This window comes from Sagittula sp. MA-2 (genome assembly GCF_030126985.1).
Taxonomy (GTDB): Bacteria; Pseudomonadota; Alphaproteobacteria; order Rhodobacterales; family Rhodobacteraceae; genus Sagittula.
Genome location: NZ_CP126145.1, coordinates 3,883,721 through 3,909,245 on the forward strand (window position 1 = coordinate 3,883,721; position 25,525 = coordinate 3,909,245).

Here is a 25,525-nt window from a genome sequence, read left to right on the forward strand (position 1 = left end):
ACATGGATGCACCAACCACCGCAACGGCCCTTTGGGGGGCCGTTGCCTTGTCCGGCCTCTACCACGGGGTCAATCCCGGCATGGGCTGGCCGCTGGCCGTCTCTGCCGCGCTGATGGATCGCAGCCGCCGCAGCCTCTGGCGGGCGCTGGGGGCGCTGGCCCTCGGGCACCTGCTGGCGATGGCCGCGATCCTGTTTCCCTTCGGTGCCCTCATGTTCCTTGCCGAATGGGAACGCGAGATCCAGATCGGCGCCGCGCTCCTCGTGATCGGCCTCGGGGTGTACCTGCTGTTCAACCGGCGCCACCCCCGTTTCCTGGCCCGCATTCCGCCGTCGCGGCTGGCGCTGTGGTCCTTTCTGGCCGCCATGGCGCATGGCGCGGGGCTGATGCTGGTGCCGATCTACCTCGGAATCTGCCGCACGGTCGAAACCGACGCCGGTCATGCGGCAGCGGCCGGCCTGATGACCGGAAACGCCGGCTTGGCTGCGCTGGTGGCGCTGGCCCACACCTTGGCCATGACCCTTGCCGGGGGCGCGTTCGCCTTTGCCGTCTATCGCTGGTTCGGCCTGAAGGCCCTGTCCCGCAGCTGGTTCAACCTCGACGTGGTCTGGGCGCTCAGCCTTGTCATGGTCGGCGGGATTTCCCTTCTGACGCTCCACTGAAGCACCACGCCCTCCACTGCCTATCGTCTGTGCCGGACGCATCCGATCGTGCCGACACCGGTCCGAGGTCGCTTGCAACCGCTGCACGCGGCTGTACGGTCGCGGCGCACCACAAGCTGACTGGCCGGTGTCGCATTGCTAGGATGTCGGGCGGCAATATCCTTTGGATGGCCATGAGCCAACCGACGCTTGGCCTCGTAGAACCAGCGGACATCCAGACCACGCGCAACGACCAAACGGACCGACGACACCGCGACATGGAAGCAGATCACGCCTCGAACAGACCCGCTGGCGGCCCGGCGACACAGGAGCAGACCTCGCGGGGGATCGCGTCCATCGCGCTCGAAGGCGACGTGGACACGCTGGACTTCACCTTCGTCGGGCTGCCGAAGGCGTCGATGCTGGCCTTCACCTCGGCGGTCGAGCCCCTGCGCATCATCAACCAGCTCGCAGGACGTCAGATCGCGCGCTGGCGATTGGTGACGCCGGACGGCGCGCCGCTGACCTTCTCGTCCGGGCTGAGCATGATGGCCGAAAGCCCGCCCCGCGACCTGCCGCGCCACACAAGGCTGATCGTCTGCTCCGGCACGGAACCGGAAACTTCGCTCTCCGACACGGTCACCGCGATGGTGCGCCGGGCATGGCGGCACGGACACATCGTCGGAGGCATCTGCACCGGCGCCTACACGCTGGCGGAGGCCGGGCTTCTGCAGGGCCGCCGATTCACCCTGCACTGGGAGAACACCGACAGCTTCGAGTTGCGTTACCCGAACCTCATGTCGACGCGGCAGCTGTTCGCCATCGACAACAACGTTATGACCTGCGCCGGGGGCACCGCCGCGACGGACATGATGCTGTCCGTGCTGAACGATCACTACGGCCCCATCGCGGCGAGCGTTGTCATGGAGATGTGCCTGCACCCGGCGATGCGGATGCCGGACGAGGCGCAGAAAGCCTCGCTGGCGTTTACCTTCGGAGTGCGCAACGCCCGCTTCCTCGCGCTGATCCAGGACATCGAGAACAGCGACAACTGGTTCGATACGATGGATACGCTTTGCGAGAAGCACGCCCTGTCGCGGCGGCAGATCGAGCGGCTGTTCAAGAAGTACACCGGCCATTCGCCCCAAGCCTATGCCAAGCTGCGGCGGCTCGACCATGCGCGCCTGCAACTGGCCACCACGAACATGTCGGTGCACGAGGTCGCGATTGCCTGCGGCTTCGAATCCGCCCGTGTCTTTGCGGTCAACTTCAAGAAACGCTTCGGCATGACGCCGACGGAATACACCGCGACCCAACGCAGATAGAGCCGCCCGTCCGGTCGGCAGAGCGTTTCACGCGCAATTCGCATCCGAAGCACGCAACGGGCGCTCGGCGACCGGATTGATTTCGCATGGATACGCCCCGGGTGAGCCTCTACGTTGCAAGGCAACCTAAATGATCCATTCGGCGGGGACCGGAGCCATGGAAAAGACCTTTCACATCGCGCAACGCCTGCTGTCGACCTATGACGAGATGCCGCGCGGCGAACGTCGGCTGGCTGACCTGCTGCTTGAGGATGTCGGCGTGCTGGGCTACCTGACAGCCAGCGATCTGGCGGATCAGGCCGGCGTGTCAAAGGCGACCGCAGCGCGGCTGTTCCGGCGCCTCGGCTATCACGGGTATCGCGACGCCCAGCGCGAGGTGCGCGAGAACAAGTCGACCAAGGCCGCCGCACCTGAGGTGCCTGCGCTCTCCGGTGGGTTCCTGTCACCGGGCGAATACCTGGACGCCGAGGTGAAGCACCTCGTGCGCACGTTCGAGACCCTGCCCGCAGAACAGATGTCGGAGGCGGTGGAGATCCTCTGCCGCGCCGCGAAACTCTGGGTCGTGGGCTTCGGCGAGGGCTATCCGCTGGCGCTGTTCGCGCGGGCGCTGCTGATCAAGGTATTCCCCGACATCCGCATGATCCCCCTCAGCGGCTTCCCCGTGCCGGAGGAATTCGCCTCGATCAATCCGGAGGACGCGGTGCTGGCCTTCGGCGTCGGCCGCCGGACGGACGAGTTCCGCAATGTCATCGGATCGTCGCGCCGCGCGGGCGCAAAGGTCATCCTCGTGACCAATTCCATCGCTGCCGGGGACAAGCGCGGCGCAGACCTGATCCTGCGCGGACGATCCGAGGGCCCCACGGTCTTCGGTTCGATGACCGCGCCGCTCAGCCTTGTCACCTACCTCTGTGCGCGCGTGGCGACCCGGACCGGCGATTCGGCACAGCGGCGTCTGGACCACATCGAATCGATTCATTCTCAATGGGCTGAAGAAAGCAGCAAATGAGAGTGTTGCGTTTTCATAAGTGAAAAGAATTGCCCGGAGCGATCCGCGCGAAAGAGTCACTTTTGAAAATCGCCATGTCGTTTATGAAACAATCCTTGCGCTGAAGAAGGTTCCGCACGGACCCTTGTCCTCATGTCGTTCCTCCAAGCGAGGCGACGCAACTCGATCTGACGGAGATGAGGACAATGGACGACACACGCAAAAGAAGACGCGGGTTACACGCGGCAACAGGGGGAATGATGACGGCTGCGCTGGCGCTCGGCGCGACCGCCGCCAGCGCTCAGGACCTCGTCTGGGCGCGCTACGGGGACATCGACAGCCTCGATCCGCACCGCGCGACAAGCACGCTTTCGATGCAGGTCTGGGACCAGATCTACGACACGTTGCTCGCTTTCGACATGGACGGCACCCCCGGCCCGAACATGGCGAAAAGCTGGGATGTCAGCGAGGACGGCCTCGAATACATCTTCACTCTGAACGACGGGATCCTGTGCCACGACGGCACCGCCTTTGACGCCAATGACGTGAAATTCACCGTCGACCGCGCCTTCGGCGACACGCCCAGTTTGACGAAGACAAGCTGGGGTCCGATCACCGACGTCACCGTCGAGGATCCGCTGACCTTCAAGGTCACGCTGGACAGCAAGTTCGGCGCCTTCCTCCCGTTCCTCGCCGACAGCTTCTCTTCGATGGTCTGCGACACCAACACCGCGGACACCTTCGGATCGACCACCGCCATCGGCACCGGGCCGTTCATCCTCGACGAATGGGTGAAGGGCAGCGAGATCGTCCTGTCGAAGAACCCCGACTACGTGAATTACGGCGAGCCGTGGGAGAACGAGGGCGCGCCTCACATCGACCGGCTGCTGATCCGCACCGTGCCGGAGGCGCAGACCCGTCTCGCCGCGTTGCGCACCGGCGAGGTCCATATCGCGGAACCGCCCTTCGACGACATCGAGGCGATCCGGGAAGCTGGGGAGCTGGACATCATCGTGGCCGAGAACACCGGCCAGGACGTGTTCTGGGAATTCACCGTCTCGCGCCCGCCCTTCGACGACATCCGCGCGCGTCAGGCCGTCGCCTATGCCACCGACCCGCAGATGGCCATCGACATCATCTACGGCGGGCTGACGAACCGCGAATGGTGCCCGGTCGCCCGCGGCGTCTTTGGAAACGATCAGGAGTTCTGCAAGCAGTACGGGTACGAATACGACCCCGAGAAGGCGAAGGAACTGCTGGCTGAGATGGGCTACGGACCCGACAATCCGATGGAGACGACGATGTTCGTCTGGACCGGCGGCAACCGGCACAAGCTGGCCGAGATCTTCCAGTCGCAGCTTGCGCAGGTCGGCATCGACGCCGGCATCGAGATCATGGACATCGGCACCATGAACGCCCGCGTGAAGGCCCAGAACGAGGACACCACCTCGGACGAGCCGGGCACCTTCGACATGATGACATGGTCCTGGTACGACCCGGACATCCTCTACCAGCTATGGCATTCGCCCGGCGCCTACTCCGGCTTCCAGAACGCCGAGCTTGACGCGATGCTGGAGGAAACCCGCACCACGATCGAGCCCGAAGCTCGGCTGGAGAAGGTGCAGGCGGTCATCAAGTACCTGATGGAGAACGCGGTGCACATCGGCCTCTACAGCCCCGGCTGGGAGTGGGTCTTTGCGGTGCGCCCCGAGGTCGAGGGCTTCAAGGTCGGGCCGTTCCTGCACCCGAGCTTCCTTGACGTGACGGTGACAAGCGGGGGCTGATCTCCATTCCCCTGGAGGCCACGGCCCGTCACCACCTCGGCGCGCGGACACGTTCCCCCCGCGCGCCGAACCACCCCTCCCGCCAAGGAGACCGCCCATGGGCAAGTTCATCCTCCAGCGCCTTCTGGCCGCGCTCGTGACCATCTGGATCGCGACCATTGCGGTGACGATCCTGATCCACCTCGTGCCGGGCGACCCGGTGCGGATCATGTACGGCAGCTTCCAGACCACGCCCGAGGAACTGGAGGCGATCCGCGTCAGGCTTGGCCTCGATCAGCCGATCTGGACGCAGTACTTCATGTACCTCCAACGGCTGCTGCAGGGTGACCTGGGCCGGTCAATCGTCGGCGATCAACCGGTGCTCGACGTGCTGCTGACGCGCTTTCCGGCCACGCTGGCCCTGACGGTGTCGAGCCTCGCCATCGCCATCGTCGTGGGCATGAGCCTCGGCTTCCTCGCGGCCTACAAGCGCGGAACCTGGGTCGACGTGGGCGCGATGGTGCTGGCCATCGTCGGCGTGTCGATGCCGCACTTCTGGCTTGGTCTTCTGTTGCTGTTCCTCTTTGCCCTGCAACTGCAATGGCTGCCCGTGGCGGGGGGCGACTGGCCCAGCCTGATCTTGCCCGCGCTGACGCTTGGCCTTGCCAATGCCGCCGTTCTGGCCCGCCTGACGCGGTCGGCAATGATAGACATCTTCGATCAGGACTTCATCCGCACCGCCCGCGCCAAGGGCCTGCCGCGCTCCATCGTGCTTTACCGTCATGCGCTGCGCTCCGGCCTCGTTCCGGTGGTGTCGATGCTGGGCCTGCAGTTCGCCTACCTCATGGGCGGCGCCATCGTGATCGAGAACGTATTTGCCTGGAACGGTGTCGGACGCCTCGCCATCGAGGCGGTGCTGTCCCGGGACTACCCGCTCATCCAGGGTTTCATCCTCTTCTTTGCAACCGTGGTCGCGCTGGCGTCGGTGGTGATCGACATCGCCTATGCCTTCCTCGACCCCCGCATCCGGTATTCGTGATGATCCATTCATCCTCTACCGCCGAGCTGGCGGACGACCTGGCCACCGGCTCCGCCGCGCGCAAGCGCAGCTTCTGGCGGGCGCTGGTGGCCAGCCCCTCGGGCCTCATCGGCCTCGTCATCGTGGCGGTCCTTATCGTCGCCGCCCTGACCGCCCCGGTGATCGCCCCCTTCGATCCGCTGCGCATGGCGGCCGGTCCAAGGCTTCAGGGCCCGTCGATGGATCACCTCATGGGCACCGACGACTTCGGCCGCGACGTGCTGAGCCGGATCATCTACGGCGCGCGTCTGACGCTGCAGATCGGGGTGATCGCGGTGGGCATCTCGCTGACCGCCGGCCTGCTTCTCGGGCTGGTCGCGGGCTACAGTTCCGGCTGGACCGAACGCATCCTGATGCGGCTGGTAGACGTGCTTTTCTCTTTCACCGAGATCGTCATCGCCCTCGCCTGCCTCGCCATCTTCGGCGTGGGCCTGACCAACGCGATGATCGCCATCGGCATCGCCTCGATCCCGTTCTACGCCCGCGTGACGCACTCAGTCGTACTGGTGGAGAAGGGCAAACCCTATTTCGAGGCCGCCATCGCGGCGGGCGCCGGGCACATGCGGCTGATCTTCCTGCACCTGCTGCCGAACGTGGTGCCGACCCTGATCGTGATCGGCACGCTGGGTGTCTCTACCGCGATCCTTGCCGCCGCCGGGCTGTCCTTCCTCGGCCTCGGCGCGCAGCCGCCGCAACCGGAATGGGGCTTCATGCTGTCCTCGTCGCGCGACCTCATCAGCCGCGCGCCGTGGATGATGATCTTTCCCGGCCTTGCCATCGCCATTACCGTCCTGGGGTTCAACCTTCTGGGTGACGGCATCCGCGAGGCCCTCGACCCGAGGCAGACAGAACGATGACACCAGATACCGACACACCCCTCCTGTCGGTCCGGGGGCTGACCATCTCCTTCGGCAAGGGGCGCAACCGCAACGTCGCGGTGCAGGACCTGAGCTACGACCTCCACCCCGGCGAAACGCTTGCCATCGTGGGCGAAAGCGGATCGGGCAAGAGCGTGTCCTCCATGGCGCTGCTGGGCCTCCTGCCGCCCGGATCGGCCAACGTCGAAACCGGCACGGCGACCTTCGACGGACGCGACCTGCTGACGCTCACCGACGAAGAGCTGCGCGGCATCCGGGGCGACCGGGTGACGATGATCTTCCAGGAGCCGATGACCTCCCTCACGCCGGTCCTGCGCATCGGCCAGCAACTGACGGAGGCGCTGATCGAGCACAAGGGCATGTCCCGCGCCGAGGCCGCAGCCCGGGGCCGCGAGATGCTGACCCTCGTCGGGCTCGACGACGCGCCCCGGCGGATGCGGCAATTCCCGCACGAACTGTCGGGCGGCATGCGCCAGCGGGTGATGATTGCCATGGCCATGTCATCCGACCCGGCGATCCTGCTGGCGGATGAACCGACGACCGCGCTGGACGTGACCGTGCAGGCGCAGATCCTCGACCTGATGCGCGACTTGAAGACCCGCTTCGGCACCTCGATCATCCTGATCACCCACGACATGGGCGTGGTGGCCGAGATGGCCGACCGCGTCGTCGTCATGCGCAAGGGCCGCAAGATCGAGGAAGGCACCGTCCGCGAGATATTCGAGGCACCGCAACACGACTACACCAAGGCGCTGCTGGCCGCCGTTCCAAGGCTTGGCGCCCATGCTGCGGCGGCGGAACCCCGGCAGGTGGTGGACAGCCCCGCCCGCCCCGGCGACCGGCTGCTGCACACCCGCGGCATGTCCAAGACCTTCCGCGAACGCGGTCTGTTCGTCGCGAAGGCGGGCGGCACGGCAGCGATGCAGGACGTGGGCTTCGACCTCGCGTCAGGTGAAACACTGGCACTGGTCGGCGAGAGCGGGTCGGGCAAGTCGACCACAGGGCGTGCGGTGCTCCGGTTGCTCGACCTCGACGAAGGCGTGATCGAGATCGGCGGCACGGACATGCGCAAGCTGTCGGGCAAGGCCGTCCGCAAGGCGCGGCGCGAAATGCAGATGATCTTTCAGGATCCGTTCGCCTCGCTCAACCCGCGCCTCAGCGCCGGGCGTCTGGTGGCGGAACCCATGGTGATCCACGGGCTGGCCAGTGGCAAGGACCTGCAGGACCGTACCGAGCAGCTCTTCCTGCGCGTCGGGCTGGAGGCGGACCACATGCGCCGCTTCCCGCACGAGTTTTCCGGCGGTCAGCGCCAGCGCCTCTCCATCGCCCGCGCCCTCTCGGTGAACCCGAAGCTGATCGTCGCGGACGAACCGACCTCCGCGCTCGACGTCAGCGTGCAGGCGCAGGTGCTGGAGTTGATGCTGGAGCTGCAACAAAGCATCGGCCTCGCCTATCTCTTCATCAGCCACGACATGGCGGTGGTGGAGGAGGTCGCCCATCGGGTCGCGGTCATGCGCCGCGGCCGGATCGTCGAGATCGGCCCACGGCAGGCGGTGCTGAACGACCCGCGCCACGCCTACACCAAGGCGCTGCTCGCCGCCGTCCCGGTGCCCGACCCGACCCGCACGCGCGGCACCCTGCCGACGCTCGACACGGACCAGTTGCCCATGGGGCCGCTGACCGAGATCGCTCCCCAACACATGGTGGCCAGTTGACTATTGGAATTGCAGTACATGCCCCCGGAGCCGCCCGCGCGGCACTGGCGGGTCTCGAAGCGGTCGAAGCCGTGGGGCGCGGCGCAATAGGCGGATTTGTCAGCCTGTCGGTCATCACCCCCGACGGCGCGCTGCACAATCTGGGCGTCCAGAGGGGCGGCGCGCGGGCCATGCTGGCAGAGCCGCTGCTCGCCACGCTGGCGGCGGCGCATCTGGGCGTGCTCATGTCGTCGGGTCCCGACCGGCCCCAACCCCTGTCGCAGTTCACCCCTGCGGCGGCGGACGCGGGGCTGATGACCGGCCACCGCCTGCCCAACATGCCCGGCCCGGACGGCACGCCCCCTAACCTCGTGGCGCTGCAGGCCCTCCGCGAAGGGCTGTCCGCCGAAGAGGCGGTCGCGCGCGCCCTCGGCGACGCGCCGGAGCTCGATGCCGGGCTGATCGCGATGACGCTTGGCGGCGACATCGCGCTGGCGAACTCCGCATCCGTCGCCGCGCGCGACGATATCGGCGAGGCGTTGCTGGTCGAACCGGGCCTGTCCGTGGCGGTGATGCACAACTCGATCCTTCCGCACGAGGCTCTGGCCGATCTTGCCGTCTCCGCCATCCGAGACACGCTTTGGCCAAGGGACGCATGGACCGGATCGGGCACGGCCATCGGCCTGACGGTGCACGACGGCAGCGCCGAACGCGCCCTGCTGATCGATCCTGACACCACCACGCCCCTGGCATTCGAGGCGGCCGGACCGGAGTGGCGGCGCGCCGAGTGGGAAGGCTGCCCGGTGCGCCGGGGCGATCCGGTGATCGCCGGGGGCCGGGTCGTCGGGAGAGTCATACAGGAGGCCTATTGCATCCTGCGCAACGGCACCGTGACAAGCACGCGGGGCGGCCACACGATAACCTGGACACCGGGAGACACGGCATGAGCGGCGATTACGAATGCGATCTGCTGATCCGCGGCGCCTCCGTCTTCGACGGGACCGGCGCACCGCCGATGACCTGTGACGTTGCCGTGGCAGGCGACCGGATCGTAGTGGTGGGCTCCGGCCTGACGCTCTCCGCATGCGAAGAGGTGCAGGCCGAAGGGCTGGCCCTTGCCCCCGGTTTCATCGACGTCCACACGCATGACGATCTGGCCGCCATGTCGCTGGACTCCAGCCTGCCAAAGCTGAGCCAGGGCGTGACCACCGTGGTGACCGGCAACTGTGGCATCAGCCTCGGGCCCACCCCGCTCGGACGCCGCGACACGGTCGTGCCGCCGCTCGACCTGATCGCGACGAAGGACGAATACCGCCATGAGACTTTCGGGGATTTTCTGGCCGCCGTCCGCGCCACAGGCCCTGCGCTGAACGTCGTCCCGCTGGTCGGCCACACGGTGCTGCGCGCAAGGGCTGTGGACGACCTGACCGGCCCCGCGACCAGCGACGAGGTCGAGGCCATGCGGCGCGATCTGGTTTCCGCGCTGGATCAGGGGGCCGCGGGTCTGTCCACCGGCCTCGCCTATCCGCCCGCCAAGGCCGCCACGACCGGAGAGGTCCTCGCACTGGTGCGCGAGGTCGCCGCCGCAGGCGCGCTCTGGACGACGCACATGCGGGACGAGCGGACCGGCGTGGTGTCCGCCGTGGCCGAGACCATCGACATCGCCCGCCGCAGCGGCGCGCGCACGTTGATCTCTCACCACAAATGCTGCGGCGAGGCGGCGTTCGGCCTGTCCCGGACAACGCTCGCGATGATCGAGGACGCGCGGCAGGACATCACGCTCGACATCGACGTCTATCCCTATACCGCCAGTTCCACCGTGCTGATCGAAAGCTTCGCGCGGGACAGCCGCCGGGTGACCGTAAGCTGGTCGGACCCGCATCCCGAAATGGCCGGTCGCGACCTGAGCGAGATCGCAGGGATTTGGGGCATCCCCGAGATGGAAGCGCTCGACCGGCTGCGTCCGGGCGGCGCGATCTATCACCAGATGGATGACGGCGACCTTGAGCGCATCCTCGCATGGCCCCCGTCGCTTGTGGGCTCCGACGGACTGCCGCGTGACCGAAGACCGCATCCCCGGCTCTGGGGCGCCTTCCCGCGGGTGCTGGGCCACTACGTGCGCGACCGGTCCCTTCTGACCCTGGCAACGGCCATCGCCAAGATGACCGGCCAGACCGCAGATGTTCTGGCGCTTCCCGACCGCGGGCGGATTGCCGAAGGCGCCGCCGCCGACCTCGTGCTGTTCGATCCCGGCCGCATCCGCGATGCCGCCAGTTTCGAGGACCCGGCCCGCCCGGCGGAGGGAATCGTTTCGGTCTATCTCAACGGCAAGCTCGCCTATCGCCCGGAAGCCCCCGGCACATCGCCATGCGGCAGGCTGCTGTCCCGCGTTTCGTAAGCCGCGCACGACGGGCGCCGAACGGCGTACAGCACCCGCAAAGGCGTTCTAGCCCCGGTGGTCGCCGCTCTTCAAACCGCTGTGATCCGGCGAAGGCGCCACCGGCAGGTCCAGACGGGCTTCGAAACCGTTGCTCTGGCCCGGACGCGGAGAGTTCAGGGTCAACCGGCTCCCGCTGCGCTCCGCGATGGCAGAGACGATGGCCAGCCCCAACCCGCTGCCTTCGGGGTCATCGGCGGCGCGCTCGAAGCGCCGCGTCAGGCGGGTCAGTTTTTCGGCGGCTACGGGCGGGCCGTCATTTGCAACGCTCAACGTGCCCCCCTGCGTCAGGCGCACCTCGACCGGCTGGCCCTTGTCCCCGTGGCGGTGCGCATTCTCGATCAGGTTCCGGCAGAGGATGGCCAGCATGTCGGGATCGAGGTCGGACAGAACCGGATCCGGCGGCAGGGTCAGGCGGATGTCAGGCCCACCCGGCGCCCGCCCGATGTCATCCGCCACGATCCGCACGACGGGGCGCAGGTCCGCCCTTTCCGGCAGCCTGAGCTGCCCTCCCTCGGCCCGGGCAAGCTGCATCAGCCGCTCCGACAGCCGGGTGAGGCGCTTGAGCGTCGCCTCGATCCCGGACGCGCGCTCCTTCAGCTTCGGATCGTCGGTCTCGGCCCGCAGCCGCTGCACCTGCGCGATGGCCCCGGCCAGCGGCGTCCTCAGTTCATGCGCCGCGTTGGAGGCAAAGCTGCGCTCCGCCTCGAACGCCGCCTGAAGCTGACCGAACAGCCGGTTCAACGTCTCGGCCAGCGGCGCCAACTCGGACGGCAGGTCCAGCGCCGGGACGGGCGTCAAGTCGCGGGGCGTGCGGGCGTCCAGCCGGTCGCGGAAGCGGCGCAGCGGGCCAAGGCTTTCGCGGACGGCGAGGAAGATCGCCAGCAGCGCCACGGGCAGCACGATCAAGAGCGGCAGACCCAGCCCCATCTGGATCTCGCCCGCGACCTCGGCACGATGGCCCAGCGGCTCCGCCACGGTGATGCGGATGGTGCCGCTGACCGCCTCGTCGTTGTAGAACCGATGCGTCGCCGTCTCGCGGAAGCCGCGGCCGTCATAGGGCGGGAACACTGCCGGGTCGGCGGCATGGGACTGCAGCAGGACGGTGCCCCCGGCGTCCCGAACGACATAGGTGAAATGTTCGTCATGACCGCGCAGCGCCGCCAGCCGCTGCGTGACGCCGTCCGTGTCGCGGCTGACGATATCGGTGACCGCCAGCGGCAGGATGCGCTCCGCCGTCTCGCGCAGCGCGGAATCGAACACTTCGTCGATCTCGTGCCGCAGGCCGATGGCCGTGATCGTGGCCGCGCCGATCCAGATGGTTGTCAGCAGCACGCCCAGCGACAGGGCCAGCCGGGTCAACAGGCTGCGTGGTCGTCTCATGCGCGGCCCAGCCGGTAACCGAGGCCACGTTCCGTCTCGATCACCGCCGGCCCCAGTTTCTTGCGCAGGCGGCTGACGTGCACCTCGATGGTGTTGCTCTCGATCTCTGCGCCGAAGGCATAGAGCTTGTCCTCCAGTTGCGCCTTGGACAGGAGCTGGCCGGGCCGGGACAGGAAGGCCTCGAACAGCGCCCATTCTCGCGCGGTCAGCTGCACCGGCCTGCCGTCGCGGGTGATGCTTCGGGCCGCGAGGTCGATGGCCAGCGCTCCATGCGTGACGATCGGGTTGGGGTTGCCGGTGTAGCGCCGCGCGACAGAGCCGATCCGCGCCGACAGTTCGTCCAGGTCGAAAGGCTTCACGAGATAGTCGTCCGCGCCTGCGTTCAGCCCCGCGATCCGGTCGGACACCTGGTCCAGCGCGGTCAGGATGATGACCGGCGTGACATCGCCGCCGGTGCGCAGCGCCCTGAGAAAGTGAAGCCCGAGGCCATCGGGCAGCATCAGGTCCAGGAGGATCAGGTCGTAGGCCGCGTTGCGGATCGCCTCGCGCGCCTCGTCCAGACGTTTCACCCAGTCCGCAGAATGCCCGTCGCTGGCGATCTGGTCGCGCGTGGCGGCGCCCAGGACATGGTCGTCTTCGATCAGCAGGATGCGCATGGTGGCCGTCTTCCTCTCGGTTGCAGCATCCTTGGCTTGCCGGGCTGACACAAGGCTGACAAACCGCGCACCCTCGCTTCAGCTTGCCGTCAGCTTCGTGTTGGAGTGTGGAGGCCAGTCCGGCATCGCCCGGCCACGACAAGGAGATCGGCCCGTGAAGACGACATGCGCAGTTCTGGCCGTTCTCGCCACGGCCCTGGCGGGTCCGGTCCGGGCGGACGACGACTGCTATGTGCCGATGGCCGACTGGCAGCCACGCGGAGCCGTCGCGAGGCTGGCAGAGGACAACAACTGGATCGTTCGCCGGATCAAGATCGACGATGGCTGCTACGAGATCCGCGGACAGGAGGCGGACGGACGGCGGATCGAGGTCAAGATCAACCCTCAGACGCTTGAGATCGTGGCATTCGAACTGAAGCGCGACGACGACTGAACGGCGCACACCTGCTCCTCCTGAACATCCATGCCCCTCAACCCGACAGGCCGCCGCCTGCCGGGCGTTTCCGCGTCTTTTCCCGACAAGCGCGGCCTTCCGACAAACCTGACGGAAAGCTGAAGGTCTAACTGCCGAGCCGTCAGGCTGCGCTCAGACACGGCCCCCAGATTGGTCTCATCCCGCGACAAGGAGACCACGAGATGAAAAAGACCCTAGCCATTCTGACCGGCACCACCCTTCTGGCCGCTGCCATCGGCATTCCCACCTGGAGCGCGATGGCTTCCCCCGGACGCACACCGGCGGAGACCGTCCGGACACTGTTCGAAGACGGTGCAGCCGGTCGTGCCTTCCACCTCGCCGACTGGGACGGCGATGACGATGACGACGACGATCACGACTGCCGGGCATCCTACGGCGATGACGACGATGACCACGACGACGATGACGACGATGACCACGACGACGACGATGACGACTGTGGCAACACGGCGATGAACCCGGCGCCCGCAGGCAGTGTCACGCCCCCGCAGAACGGTCTCTTCGGCAACGGCGCCGCGCCGCAGGTCGAAATGAAGTGATCCGCACGGCGCGTCGCAGGACGTGCCGCGCCCAAACCCCTTTCCCGAACACCGGAGTCCCCTGATGAAAAGCTTGACCGCCGCTCTTGCGCTCTGCACCGCGCTGTCCGCACCCGTCGCCGTCGCCGCCCGTCCCGTCACCCTGTACACGACGCTGAACCCCTATGGCGGGGACGGCGCCTACCTCAGCCTCTATGTCACGGATGCCTCCGGCAAATATGTCGGTAGCCTCTGGATGGCTGGCGGAAAGTCCAAGTACTACAAGCACCTGACCGACTGGTATCGCGCCACCGGCGGCGACAGCGCGCAGATCGACGGGATCACCGGGGCCAGCGTCGGCGCGGGCCGCACCTTGAGCGTGACGCTCGACCTTGCCGATGCGCTGTTCGACGCGGGCTACACCCTCCACATCGACGCCGCGGTCGAGGACATGCGCGACAGCCCGAACGAGATCGCGGTGCCGCTGACCTCGGGCGGCCAGGGCACGGCGACGCGGGGCCGTCGCTACGTCGCACAGTTCAGCTACGAGATGTGAGGCAAAAGGGCATGATCCGCGCGCTTCACCGCTGGCCGGGCCTTCTGGCGCTGGCCCTCCTGACCGTGCTTGCGCTGAGCGGCGCGGCGCTCTCGGTCTTTCCCGCGGCCGAACGGCTGTCGGCCCCGGCCACCGATCCGGGGCTTTCGGTGGCCACGCTGGCCGAACGCATCAGTGTCCAGTTCCCGGGCGTCGAGCAGATCCGGCGCGCGCCCTCCGGCAAGATCACCGCCTACTGGTTCGATCTCGGCACGCCCGGTTCCGCGATCGTCGACCCCGACACCGGCAAGGCGGTGGCCGACGCCGATCCGAACCCGGCCGTGCGCTGGCTGACCAACCTTCACCGCTCGCTCTTCCTCGGGGACGCGGGGCGCATCGTCACGGCGCTTGGCGCAGCGGCCATGTTGTTGCTGTCGGCCTCCGGCTCTGCGCTGGTGGCACGACGCGCGGGCGGATGGCACCGATGGTTCTTGAGACCGCAGGGCCCGGCAGCGGGCCGGTGGCACACGGCGCTTGCGCGATTGGCCGTTCCGGCCTTCGTGCTGTCGTCCGTAACCGCCCTGTGGATGACCGCCTCGACCTTCGGCCTTTTGCCTGAAGCCGGGCCATTGCCCATCCCGGAACCGGTCAGCGGCCAGACCGGGGCCACCTTCCACGACATGGAGGCGCTGACGGATCTGCCGGTGACCGCTCTGCGCGAACTGACCTTCCCCTACCCCGGCGACACTTCCGACGTCTTCACCCTGAAGACCGACCGCGGCACCGGGTACGTCGATCAGGGCACGGGCAGCCTACTGGCATGGACCCCGCTTTCCCTGACAGATCGGGTCTCGGAGCTTGTATTCACACTGCATACCGGACAGGGCGCTGCCGTGCTGGGCCTTCTGCTGGGGCTCATGGCGCTTGGCGTCCCGTTGATGGGGATGACCGGCGTGCTCATCTGGCGGGCGGGAGCCCGCGGGCGGCCCCGCATTGCGGCGAACGCCACCGCCGGAGAGGCCGACACCATCCTGCTGGTCGCCAGTGAGGGCGGCACGACATGGGGCTTTGCCGCGACCCTGCATGCCGCGCTGACCGACGAGGGCCAGAAGGTTCACGCAGCACCGCTGTCCAGCCTCGCTCCGCATCGCTATACCTCGGCCCGGCGCATTGTCATATTGGCCGCCACCTACGGCAACGGCGACGCACCGGCGTCGGCCAAGGGCGCGCTGGACCGGCTGGCAGCACAGACCGCCGACATTCCACTGGCCGTGCTCGGCTTCGGCGACAGCAGCTTCCCGGAGTTCTGCGGCTTTGCCCGCACCCTCGCGGACACGGCAGAGAAGGCCGGCTGGCCCCTGCTCCTGCCCTTCGACACCGTGGACCGGCAATCGCCGCAGGACTTCGAGCTCTGGGGCCAAGCGCTTGGCGCAGCAATGGGGAACGACCTGACGCTGAACCATCAGCCCGTCCGCCCGGCGACGGAAACGCTCAGGCTGGTGTCGCGCCGGGACTACGGGGCAGAGGTCCAGGCACCCACCTCCATCCTGCGGTTCGCCCTTCCCCGCGCGTCCCTTTGGCAGCGGCTGACCGGCAAGGGCCTCGCTGGTTTCCGGGCGGGCGATCTCATCGGCATTCTTCCGGACGGGTCGCAGGTGCCGCGCTTCTACTCCCTGGCCTCCGGCGCCCGGGACGGATTTGTCGAGATCGTGGTGCGCAGGCATCCCGGCGGGCTGTGTTCCGGCATGCTGACCGCGCTCACGCCCGGCGACACGGTCAACGCTTTCCTGCGCCGCAACCCGGCTTTCCATCCCGGACGGGGGCGCAAACCTCTGCTCCTGATCGGGGCAGGCACCGGGGTCGCGCCGCTGGCCGGGTTTCTGCGGGCCAACGCGAAACGGCGCCCCATGCACCTGTATTTCGGCCTGCGCGATCCGAAAAGCGATCTGCTCTACGGTGCCGAATTGTCAGACTGGGCAAGGGAGAGGCGGTTGGCACGCCTCGTCACCGCCACGTCGCGCGGCGGGCACCCGCGCCATGTGCAGGATGCCCTGCGCGACGATGCTGCCGAGGTGGCCCGCCTCATCCAGAGCGGCGCGAAGGTCATGGTCTGTGGCGGGCGTCAGATGGCCGAGGGCGTGCGCGCCGCGCTGACCGATATCCTTGCCCCGACCGGCCTGAGCCCGGCCACACTGAAAGCCCAGGGACGCTATGCAGAAGATGTCTACTGACCCGATCCGACACGCCCTCCACGGCCCGACCATGGGCACCCGCTGGTCCGCCGTTTTCCACGCAACAAGGGGATTCGACGTTGCCCCCCTTCGCGCCGCCCTGCAAACCGCGGTGGAGGAGGTCGACGCACAGATGTCGACCTGGCGGGCCGACAGCGACCTGATGCGCCTGAACGCGGCGCCGGTCGACCGTTGGGTGCCTATGCCCGACCACCTGGTTGCCGTCCTGAGACTGGGCCTGGAGATCGGGCAGCAGACGGGCGGCGCCTTTGACGTGGGTCTTGGCGACGCGGTCACGGCCTGGGGCTTCGGCCCGGCAGACGCCGCGCCGGACGCGATCCGCGCCGCCATGGACCGCAGGCGCACAGCACCCTGGGACGCGGTAGAGATCGGCGCGTCCGCCGTGCGCAAGCGTGCGCCGCAGGCACTGGACCTCAACGGGATCGCCAAGGGCTACGGCGTCGACCGGCTGGCCGAGACGCTTCTCCGGTTCGGGATCGCGAACGGCCTCGTCGGGATCGACGGGGAACTGCGCGCACTGGGGCTGCGCCCCGACAGGAGCCCCTGGAGCGTCGCCGTCGAAACACCCGATCACGGGCACCGCGCCGCCCATTCCGTCCTGATGCTGGAGGACGCCTCTGTCGCCACCTCCGGCGATTACCGGCATTGGATCGATCTCGGCACACGCCGCCTGTCCCACACGATGGACCCGACCCGGGGTGCACCGCTGCCCGCGCCGCCGGCATCGGTCACGGTCGTGGCAAAGACCTGCGCAGAGGCGGACGCCTGGGCGACCGCGCTGATGGTGCTGGGTGTGGAGAAGGGCATCGCCCTCGCCGAAAGGCATGGTCTGGACGTGCTGTTCCTGCAACGGTCGCCGGGCGGGCAAATCGACAGTGTCGCGACGGGTCGGATCTTCGCGGACCTGGCCATGCAAAATGCCTAGCGCCCGCTCCTGCAGGAACGGGCGCCACGCGTGATGTTACGTCCAGTGCACGGTCCTATTCGGCGACGCAGTCCGCGAAGTAGTGGACGACACCGTTCTCGCCCACCTCCTGCACCAGCCCGTGGATGTCGGTCTCGAACCCCGGGCATTCGCGCGCGAAGTCCCGGTTGAAGCGCAGGTAGTCCACGATCTTGGCATTGAAGACCTCGCCCGGGATCAAAAGCGGAATACCCGGCGGGTACGGCGTCACCAGAGAAGTGGTCACGCGGCCCTCCAGCTCGTCGATCGGCACGCGCTGGGTCGTGCGGCGCGCGATGTGCGAGAACGCCTCCGACGGGGTCATCGCCGGGTGGTGGTCGCTCAGGTAGATCTCCGTCGACAGGCGGGCCACGTCATATTTTGCATACATCGTGTGTACGTGCTGGCAGAGGTCCTTCAGGCCCATCTTCTCGTACCGGCGCTGTGCGGCGCAGAACTCCGGCATGACGCGCCACAGCGGATTATTCCGGTCGTAGTCGTCCTTGAACTGCTGCAACGCCGCCAGAAGCGTGTTCCACCGGCCCTTGGTGATGCCGATGGTGAACATGATGAAGAAGGAATAAAGCCCGGTCTTCTCGACCACGACGCCATGTTCGGTCAGGTACTTCGACACGATGGAGGCCGGGATGCCCTCGTCCGAGAACAGACCGTCGATGTTCAGGCCCGGCGTGATGATCGTCGCCTTGATCGGGTCGAGCATGTTGAACCCGCGGGCCATGTCGCCAAAGCCGTGCCAGGCATCCTCGCCCGAGCTTTCGACACCCTCGCTGTCGGTCTTCTTCAGCTCCCAGTCCTTGGCGCGGCCGATGCCTTCTTCGGCCAGCGTGTCCGGCCCCCAGACCTGGAACCACCAGTCGTTGCCGAACTCCTCGTCGACCTTGCGCATCGCCCGGCGGAAATCGAGCGCCTCGTCGAGGCTCTCCTCCACCAGCGCGGTGCCGCCCGGAGGCTCCATCATCGCTGCAGCCACGTCGCAGGACGCGATGATCGAATACTGCGGCGAGGTCGAGGTGTGCATCAGGTACGCCTCGTTGAACAGATGGCGGTCCAGCTTCGTCTCTTCGCTGTCCTGCACCAGAACGTGGCTCGCCTGCGAGATCCCCGCCAGCAGCTTGTGCACCGACTGCGTGACGTAGGTCACCGATTTCTTGCTGCGTTCCCGCTTGCGCCCCATGGCGTGATAGGTGCCGTAGAACGGATGGAAGGCCGCGTGCGGCAGCCAAGCCTCGTCGAAATGCAGGTTCTCGATCCAGCCGTCCAGCATGCCCTTGATGACCTCGGTGTTGTAAAGCACCCCGTCATAGGTCGATTGGGTCAGGGTCAGGATGCGTGGCTTGACCGTATCCGGATCGACGCCTTCGAGCAGCGGATTGGCGCGGATCTTGGCCTTGATCGCCTCCGGCTCGAACTCCGACCGCTGGATCGGCCCGATGATGCCCCAGTGGTTGCGGGTGGGCTTCAGGAAGACCGGGATCGCGCCCGTCATGATGATCGAGTGCAGGATCGACTTGTGGCAGTTGCGGTCCACCACCACCACGTCGCCCGGCGCAACGGTATGGTGCCAGACCATCTTGTTCGAGGTCGAGGTGCCATTTGTCACGAAGAAGCAGTGGTCGGCGTTGAAGATCCGCGCCGCGTTCTTCTCCGACTCGCCGATGGCGCCGTTGTGGTCCAGAAGCTGGCCCAGCTCCTCCACCGCGTTGCACACGTCGGCCCGCAGCATGTTCTCACCGTAGAACTGGTGGTACATCTGCCCGATGGGCGATTTGAGGAAGGCCACGCCGCCCGAGTGCCCCGGGCAGTGCCACGAGTAGGACCCGTCCTCGGCGTAATCCAGAAGCTCCTTGAAGAACGGCGGCTGGATGTATTCGAGGTAGCTTTTTGCCTCGCGGATGATGTGTTTGGCCACGAACTCCGGCGTGTCCTCGAACATGTGGATGAAGCCGTGCAGCTCGCGCAGGATGTCGTTCGGCAGATGGCGCGAGGTCTTGGTCTCGCCATAGACGTAGATCGGTACGTCGGCATTCTTCCAGCGCACTTCCTCGATGAACTTGCGCAGGTTCAGCACCGCCGGGTCCAGGTCTGGCCCGGGGGTGAATTCCTCGTCGTCGATGGACAGCACGAAGGCGGAGGCGCGGCTTTGCTGCTGGGCGAACTGGCTCAGGTCACCATAGCTGGTGACGCCGAGCACCTCGAACCCTTCGCTTTCAATGGCCTGGGCCAAGGCGCGGATGCCAAGGCCGGATGTGTTTTCGGATCGGAAATCCTCGTCGATGATGACGATGGGAAAGCGGAATTTCATGAGTCACTCCTCGGGACCGGCCCTGAACGGACGCGCGGCGTCCACTCGTTGTTTCTGCCTGAGGCTGCATCGTCAAGGGGGGCGCACCAGGCGTTGCCCGGAGCGATATGGCCGAGGGCGCCCGGCGTCAGACGCCCAGCGGTTTGTCCGTCAGCCGGTAGACCTTGGTCTTTCTCTGCGGGGCCACTTCGATATAGCCCAGCTCGAGCAACCGCTTGAGCGACCTGTGGAAGGTCGCGTGCTTCATGTCGCAGACGACACCGTCGGTCCTGACCTGTTCCGAACTCACCTCGCCCCCGCCCGACACGGCCGCGACGGAGTGGAACGCATAAAGGAGGTCGCGCTCGTTCCGCGACAGCTCGGCGAGTCCGATGTCCTTTTCCATTTGCCAAAGCGCTTCACGCAGCTTGGCCATACCTGAAAGCGACGACATAGCGTATCCAAACTCGAAATTTACGTTTTTGCTACAAAGTATGCCCGCCCCGAACAAGGTTGCAAAAACGCAATCCCGTGATTTCCGACAGCCATTTCCGCACGCAATTGGAAAAAACAAGCATGTCAGCAGCAGGTTTCCGCCGAACGGGCAGAATTGCCCGCTCCGGATGCGAAAGAAACGGAAATGTGTCAGCTCACTTGGCACGATACGACGTTCACTTGCGAAAACCCGCAACTGTCCGGGTCGCACGCGGGCCGCCCAAGTCGGTGATCGGGCAGACCGAGTCGCGGGGCAAGCGGACCGTGCAGGGCGCCCGGTCATGCCCGTTGCGGTCGTCCCGCCACCTCTCAGGGACCTGTCGAAAAGACCTGTTTCCTCTCAGATAAAGACCATTACGATATTTTCCTGAAAAACCGCTGAACGCAACCAGAAAGTGCAATGCGCCTTGAGAAACACTCATAGATGTAAAGAAGTGGCCAAGGCCGCCTCACTTCATCCCATCCGGATGCGTGTGGATCAGAGCGGCGATGGCGGCTGCGTTGCCCGAAGTGCCCGCCGCAACACCCGCGACAGTTCCACGGGCCGGCAGGGTTTGCGGATCAGCGGCGCCGTTGCTTTGCCCATGTTCTCGCGCGTGATGCCGGTGTAGCCGGACATGTAGACGACGGGCACGTCCGGCCGCACCCCCTGCACCCGGCGCACCAGGTCGAAGCCACCGATCCCTCCGGGCATGACCACATCGGTCAGGAGAAGGTCGAAACACGCCGGATCGGCATTGACGAGGTCGAGTGCCGCCCGCCCCGTCGGCGCCGTCAGGACGCGGTAGCCCAGCGACTTCACCATCTCGGAGGTCAGGGTCAGCAGGTCGCGTTCATCCTCGACGATCAACACGCATTCCCCCGCGCCCTTCTCGATCTGTCCCGCGGTCTCCTCCCCCGCCTCCTCGGGCATGTCGCCGCCCGGCAGCCTGAGGATCACGGTCGCGCCCTGCCCCGGCGTGCTCTCGATCACCAGCTCGCCGTCCGACTGCTCGACGAAGCCATAGACCATCGAAAGGCCCAGCCCGGTGCCGCCCTCGCCGCCCTTGGTCGTGAAGAACGGGTCCGTGGCGCGTTTGCGCACCTCCGGCGTCATACCCGGGCCATCGTCCTCCACCGCGATCTCCACCCGGTCGAAACCGCTCGCGTCGGGCGCCGTCGCACAGGCGCGCACGACGATCCGCCCGCTTTCCGCCGCGCCCAAGATCGCATCCCTGCTGTTCAGCACGAGGTTCAGGAGCGCATTCTCAAGCTGGGCGGGATCGCAGACCACCCAGAGGTCCGGCTCGGGAAAGGCGGTCTCGAGCGTCACGGATTTTTCCAGGAGCGGCCCGGCCAGGTCCCGCAACTCGCGCAGGATACGGGCGACGGACACGGCGTCGGGGGCGGCAGGCTGGCGCTTCGCAAAGGCCAGCAGCCGCCCGGTCAGCAGGCTGCCCCGCTCGACGGAGGCCAGCGCCTTGTCGAGAAAGTCCTTCTGCGTCGCGTCCGCCGACATGCTGGCCAGTTGCGCCGCGTACTGGATCGTGGCGAGGATGTTGTTGAAATCGTGCGCCACCCCGCCCGTCAGCTGCCCCAGCGCGTCCAGCCGCCCTGCCCGTTCCGCCTGCTGGCGCACCTTCTCCTGTTCGGTCACGTCCTCGATCACCAGCACCGTGGACAGATCCGACTGCGCGGGCGCATCGACCGGCGAGCTTGAGATCCGGACATAACGCCTCGGGTCCGTCTCGCCGGTCCTCAGCACCGCCCGTTCCGACACGATCTCCGACCCGGCGCGGGCGCGCTGGACGGGATCGGCGGAGGACAGCAGCGGCAGGTCGTCGTCCGCCCCCACAAACGACACGTCCTCGGGCCAGTCCGCGGGCCACGTGTCGGCGCGCAGGCCCAGCAAGCCCACGGCACCGGGGTTGGCAAAGGCGATGCGCCCGTCGCGTCGCAGGCCGACGATGGCGGCACGCGTCGCGTTCAGGATGGCCCCCAGCCGCAGGGTGATGCGCCGCAGATCGTCCGCCTGCGCCTCCACCCGGTGCTGCGCCCGCTTCGACTGGACAAGGAAGGCAAGCGGGATGAGCACCGCAAGCGCAATGGCGATCCCCAGCGCAAGGCGCGTCCGGGCAGGCGTCCAGAACACCGGATCGCCCAGCCAGCGGTCGCGCAGGGCGATGTATTCCTCGGAAGACAGGTAGCCCGGGATGACCGCATCCAGCCGTTCCCGCACCTCCGGCAGGCCAAGGCGCAGCGCGACGGCCCGCTGCGAGACCTCGAAGGGCGGCTGGATCTCGCGCACATCCTGGCTTCTCCCGGAGCGGGCGAGCGCCTCGCGCGCGGGGACGCTGGCATAGAGCACCGCGTCGACCTCTCCGCGCAGAAGACCGTCGAACAGCCCGAACTCGTCCGGATAGGTGGAAAGCGTCAGCCCGCCGTGGTTCTGCGCCAGTTGCGCCGCGTAGTTGTTCTCGCGCACGCCGACCGGTCGCCCCTCCAGATCGTCGAGCCCCTTCACATCGTCGCCCTCGCCCGCGCGCATGAAGATCGCGTAGGGCGACTGCTGGATCGGGATGGAAAAATCCATCGTCTGCTGCTTTTCGCCGGTCACGCTGATCGGGGGCAGCAGGTCGTAGCGCCCCGGGCCCGGTCCCTGCGCCCATTCCTCGACCGTGATCCCCTTGTACTGCAGCGCCAGCCCCGCCCGCGCCGCCAGCCCGCGCAGCGTCTCTACCCCGTAGCCGGTGAAGGTGCCGTCCCCGTTGACCACCTGGTAGGGCGGGAAATGGGTCACGCCGACGGTCAGCACCTCGGGCGCGGGTTCCGGCGGGACCATGTTCCACCATTGCAGCAGGTCGGCCAGGGTGCCGTCCGCACGCATCCCGTCGAGGGCGCGGTTGATCCGGGGCATCAGGTCGGCCCGGTCGGGCGACAGGGCGACGTAGTGCAATTCCCGGCGCAGCGGTTCGCCGGCAATGCGGATCCGGTAGTCGAGCCGCGACTTGCGCAGGAAATCCACCCCGGCCTTGTGCAGCGCGACGACCCCGTCCACCTGCCCGACCAGAAGCGCGGCGAAGGCTGCCGACACCGTGTCAAAAGCCACCACCTCGGCCCGTCCCTGAAGGTCGGCCAGATCGCTCCAGGCGGTGTCGCGCAGGACACCGATGCGCCGGCCCGCCATGCTTTCCATGGTGGTGTCGGACCGCGCCTCGCTCCGGACGAAAAGATAGACGGCGGTTTCGGCAATCGGCTCCGACAACAGTACATTGCCGCGCAGGATCGGCAGATCGACAACACCGGCGATCATGTCGGTCTCGCCCGCGGCCTGGGCGGCAAGCGCCGCCGGGTAGGTCGGATACCGGCGGAACTCCACCTCCAGATCCGCCCTGCTGCCGATCTCGAGGGCCAGCTCGGCGAAGAAACCCGTCAGCCCGGTATCCGTCTGTTCGTAGACCCCGCTCAGCGGGCCCCACGGCACCACGACCCTGTCCTCCGCCGCGGTCTGAGCGGCGGCCGGGAAGGCGTGGATCAAGGCAACCGCCGCGGCCAGAAGGACGCGGACAAGCAGGCGTAACATGGGACGGTCCCGTATGACGTGTGCAACCAGTGACACCCGTTGCATCTGGCGATGCAAGCGAAGATACTGCCAAGGGCGCGTTTCCCTGCACGGAGATTTCGCGCTCCGCATGTGCCTGACCGGCCGTTTTCCCCTCCTTTCACCGGAAGTTTTCCAATGCCAGACACCACAGTCCTGATCGTGGACGACAACGCCGACCTCGCCAGGCTGATGACCCAGATCTGCCGCGTGCTGGGGCAGGAAGCGGTGATGGCGGAGGACATGGAAACCGGGCTGGCGGCGCTGGCGGCGGAACCGGGCATCGTTCTGGCCCTTGTGGACGTGTCGCTGCCGCAGGGCCACAGCGGCTTCGACTTCGTCGATGCGGCGACCGCAATGAAGCCGGACCTGTCCTGCGTGCTGATGTCCGGCCTCGGCTCCAACGCCGACCGGCCCGCCCACCACGACGAGACCCCCGTCCTGAAGAAACCGATCCCCATGGACCAGCTCAAGGCGCTTCTGGACGGGCTGAAGGCCGCGCCCTAGCGCGCGCCCCACGTGTCGGACAGCCGATAGCCCTCGGGCCACGGATCGGCGGGGTCCAGCATGTGCTGGTGAATGCCGGTGATCCAGCCGCGCCCGCATATCTCAGGCACGATGGCCGGTTGGCCGCCGACCGCCGTGTCGGAGATGATCTTGCCGCGGAAGGTCGAGCCGATCACCGACCGCACGGTCAGCGTGTCCCCGGCCTGCATCACCCCCCGCGCTCGCAACAGCGCCATCCGCGCGGAAAGCGCCGTCCCCGTCGGGGAGCGGTCGACCTTGCCCGGCTGGATCGCAACCGCCGCGCTGCTTGTAAGGCCCACCGGCCCTTGTTCCAGCGGCCCGGCGAAGAGGCAGAAGGAGATGTGCCGCCAATCTGGATTGTCCGGGTGCGTGAACCCGAGCTGCGCGTTGGCCGCGTCGGTGATCCGGACACCCAGCCGCGCGATGTCATGCGCCTCGTCCTCCGTCAGGGCAAAGCCCATGGCCGCCGCGTCCACAACGACGAAACTGTCGCCGCCATAGGCTGTGTCGACGGTCAGCGTGCCCAGCCCCTCGACCTCCAGCCTCTGGTCGAGGCGCGCGGCGAAGGAGGGCAGGTTCCGCACGTGGATACGCTCGGCCTTGCCGTCCCGGCAGTCGGCCCGGACCTTCACCAGCCCGCCGGGCGCCTCCAGCGTCAGGTGGGTGACCGGCTCCGTCATCGGCATCAGCCCGCCGTCCAGAAGCACCGTGGCCACGCAGATCGAGTTCGACCCCGACATCGGCGGCGTGTCCTCCGGCTCCATGATGATGAAGGCGGCATCCGCCTCCGGATGCCTGGGCGGCACCAGCAGGTTCACGTGCCGGAACACACCGCCGCGCGGCTCGTTCAGCACGAAGTTCCGCAGGCTGCCATCACGCGCGATCCAGCGGCTCTGCTCCCAGATCGTGTCGCCCGGAGGCGGCAGGACACCGCCCACGATAACATCGCCGACCTCGCCCTCGGCATGGGCAGAGATGACGTGGATGGTCCGGATGGATCGCATGCACTCATCACAGCCCGAAGCCCCCCGTTTTACAAGCACCTGCGGCACCGGCC

The 25,525-nt window shown here is 67.1% G+C and carries 21 protein-coding genes; 15 read left to right on the forward strand and 6 right to left on the reverse strand.

What is annotated here, in order from left to right; all coding sequences use genetic code 11:
• The first annotated feature begins 2 nt into the window (after positions 1–2).
• From QNI11_RS18960 to QNI11_RS19000, 9 genes are all read left to right on the forward strand, one after another.
• On the forward strand, positions 3–662 hold the full coding sequence (locus tag QNI11_RS18960) for a hypothetical protein (RefSeq protein ID WP_283981337.1): 660 nt from the start codon (positions 3–5) through the stop codon (positions 660–662).
• A gap of 257 nt (positions 663–919) precedes the next feature.
• The gene (locus QNI11_RS18965; protein ID WP_198521708.1) at positions 920–1,966 is read left to right on the forward strand and encodes a GlxA family transcriptional regulator; all 1,047 of its coding nucleotides are present in this window, start codon (positions 920–922) and stop codon (positions 1,964–1,966) included.
• 157 nt (positions 1,967–2,123) lie between these two features.
• Positions 2,124–2,972, forward strand: a complete 849-nt coding sequence (locus QNI11_RS18970; protein ID WP_100929039.1) for a MurR/RpiR family transcriptional regulator — start codon at positions 2,124–2,126, stop codon at positions 2,970–2,972.
• Positions 2,973–3,211: 239 nt separating this feature from the next.
• Entirely contained in the window at positions 3,212–4,735 is a 1,524-nt protein-coding gene (locus tag QNI11_RS18975) for an ABC transporter substrate-binding protein (RefSeq protein WP_283981338.1), read from the forward strand.
• A gap of 97 nt (positions 4,736–4,832) precedes the next feature.
• Positions 4,833–5,753 (forward strand): ABC transporter permease, encoded by a 921-nt coding sequence (locus QNI11_RS18980; RefSeq protein ID WP_283981339.1) that lies wholly within the window; start codon positions 4,833–4,835, stop codon positions 5,751–5,753.
• The gene (locus tag QNI11_RS18985; RefSeq protein ID WP_283981340.1) at positions 5,753–6,649 is read left to right on the forward strand and encodes an ABC transporter permease; all 897 of its coding nucleotides are present in this window, start codon (positions 5,753–5,755) and stop codon (positions 6,647–6,649) included. Before QNI11_RS18980 ends, QNI11_RS18985 begins: the two co-directional genes overlap by 1 nt.
• Entirely contained in the window at positions 6,646–8,385 is a 1,740-nt protein-coding gene (locus QNI11_RS18990) for an ABC transporter ATP-binding protein (RefSeq protein ID WP_283981341.1), read from the forward strand. Before QNI11_RS18985 ends, QNI11_RS18990 begins: the two co-directional genes overlap by 4 nt.
• Positions 8,382–9,311: a hypothetical protein gene (locus tag QNI11_RS18995; protein WP_283981342.1), complete on the forward strand. Its 930-nt coding sequence runs from the start codon at positions 8,382–8,384 to the stop codon at positions 9,309–9,311. Before QNI11_RS18990 ends, QNI11_RS18995 begins: the two co-directional genes overlap by 4 nt.
• Complete coding sequence (locus QNI11_RS19000) at positions 9,308–10,762, forward strand: amidohydrolase family protein (RefSeq protein ID WP_283981343.1); 1,455 nt, start codon at positions 9,308–9,310, stop codon at positions 10,760–10,762. The genes QNI11_RS18995 and QNI11_RS19000 overlap by 4 nt, the downstream gene beginning before the upstream one ends.
• Positions 10,763–10,810: 48 nt before the next feature.
• Here the strand turns inward: QNI11_RS19000 and QNI11_RS19005 are convergent, their stop codons facing one another.
• Together QNI11_RS19005 and QNI11_RS19010 are read right to left on the reverse strand one after the other, a co-directional pair.
• Positions 10,811–12,184, reverse strand: a complete 1,374-nt coding sequence (locus tag QNI11_RS19005; RefSeq protein WP_283981345.1) for an ATP-binding protein — start codon at positions 12,182–12,184, stop codon at positions 10,811–10,813.
• On the reverse strand, positions 12,181–12,840 hold the full coding sequence (locus QNI11_RS19010; protein ID WP_283981346.1) for a response regulator transcription factor: 660 nt from the start codon (positions 12,838–12,840) through the stop codon (positions 12,181–12,183). The genes QNI11_RS19005 and QNI11_RS19010 overlap by 4 nt, the downstream gene beginning before the upstream one ends.
• A 154-nt stretch (positions 12,841–12,994) precedes the next feature.
• Here QNI11_RS19010 and QNI11_RS19015 point away from each other — a divergent pair, with 154 nt between their 5' ends.
• The 5 genes from QNI11_RS19015 to QNI11_RS19035 all read left to right on the forward strand — a co-directional run bounded on the left by QNI11_RS19015 (position 12,995) and on the right by QNI11_RS19035 (position 17,545).
• Positions 12,995–13,273 (forward strand): PepSY domain-containing protein, encoded by a 279-nt coding sequence (locus tag QNI11_RS19015; protein WP_283981347.1) that lies wholly within the window; start codon positions 12,995–12,997, stop codon positions 13,271–13,273.
• A gap of 203 nt (positions 13,274–13,476) precedes the next feature.
• A complete protein-coding gene (locus QNI11_RS19020) occupies positions 13,477–13,854 on the forward strand; it encodes a hypothetical protein (protein WP_283981348.1) in 378 nt (125 codons plus the stop codon).
• 64 nt (positions 13,855–13,918) lie between these two features.
• A complete protein-coding gene (locus QNI11_RS19025; RefSeq protein ID WP_283981349.1) occupies positions 13,919–14,389 on the forward strand; it encodes a DUF2271 domain-containing protein in 471 nt (156 codons plus the stop codon).
• Between the two features lie 11 nt (positions 14,390–14,400).
• Entirely contained in the window at positions 14,401–16,599 is a 2,199-nt protein-coding gene (locus tag QNI11_RS19030; RefSeq protein ID WP_283981350.1) for a PepSY domain-containing protein, read from the forward strand.
• On the forward strand, positions 16,580–17,545 hold the full coding sequence (locus QNI11_RS19035; RefSeq protein ID WP_283981351.1) for an FAD:protein FMN transferase: 966 nt from the start codon (positions 16,580–16,582) through the stop codon (positions 17,543–17,545). Before QNI11_RS19030 ends, QNI11_RS19035 begins: the two co-directional genes overlap by 20 nt.
• A 55-nt stretch (positions 17,546–17,600) precedes the next feature.
• Here QNI11_RS19035 and QNI11_RS19040 read toward each other — a convergent pair whose 3' ends face one another.
• The 3 genes from QNI11_RS19040 to QNI11_RS19050 form a co-directional block, all read right to left on the reverse strand.
• On the reverse strand, positions 17,601–19,886 hold the full coding sequence (locus tag QNI11_RS19040) for an arginine/lysine/ornithine decarboxylase (protein WP_283981352.1): 2,286 nt from the start codon (positions 19,884–19,886) through the stop codon (positions 17,601–17,603).
• A gap of 127 nt (positions 19,887–20,013) precedes the next feature.
• Positions 20,014–20,319, reverse strand: coding sequence for a MarR family transcriptional regulator (locus QNI11_RS19045; protein ID WP_100929025.1), 306 nt, complete (start codon positions 20,317–20,319; stop codon positions 20,014–20,016).
• A 519-nt stretch (positions 20,320–20,838) separates the two neighbouring features.
• Positions 20,839–23,922 (reverse strand): transporter substrate-binding domain-containing protein, encoded by a 3,084-nt coding sequence (locus QNI11_RS19050; RefSeq protein ID WP_283981353.1) that lies wholly within the window; start codon positions 23,920–23,922, stop codon positions 20,839–20,841.
• A gap of 156 nt (positions 23,923–24,078) precedes the next feature.
• Between QNI11_RS19050 and QNI11_RS19055 the strand changes: the two genes are divergently transcribed.
• Positions 24,079–24,447, forward strand: coding sequence for a response regulator (locus QNI11_RS19055; RefSeq protein ID WP_157814979.1), 369 nt, complete (start codon positions 24,079–24,081; stop codon positions 24,445–24,447).
• Here the strand turns inward: QNI11_RS19055 and QNI11_RS19060 are convergent.
• Positions 24,444–25,472, reverse strand: a complete 1,029-nt coding sequence (locus QNI11_RS19060; protein WP_100929022.1) for a proline racemase family protein — start codon at positions 25,470–25,472, stop codon at positions 24,444–24,446. The genes QNI11_RS19055 and QNI11_RS19060 overlap by 4 nt on opposite strands.
• Between the last annotated feature and the right edge of the window lie 53 nt (positions 25,473–25,525).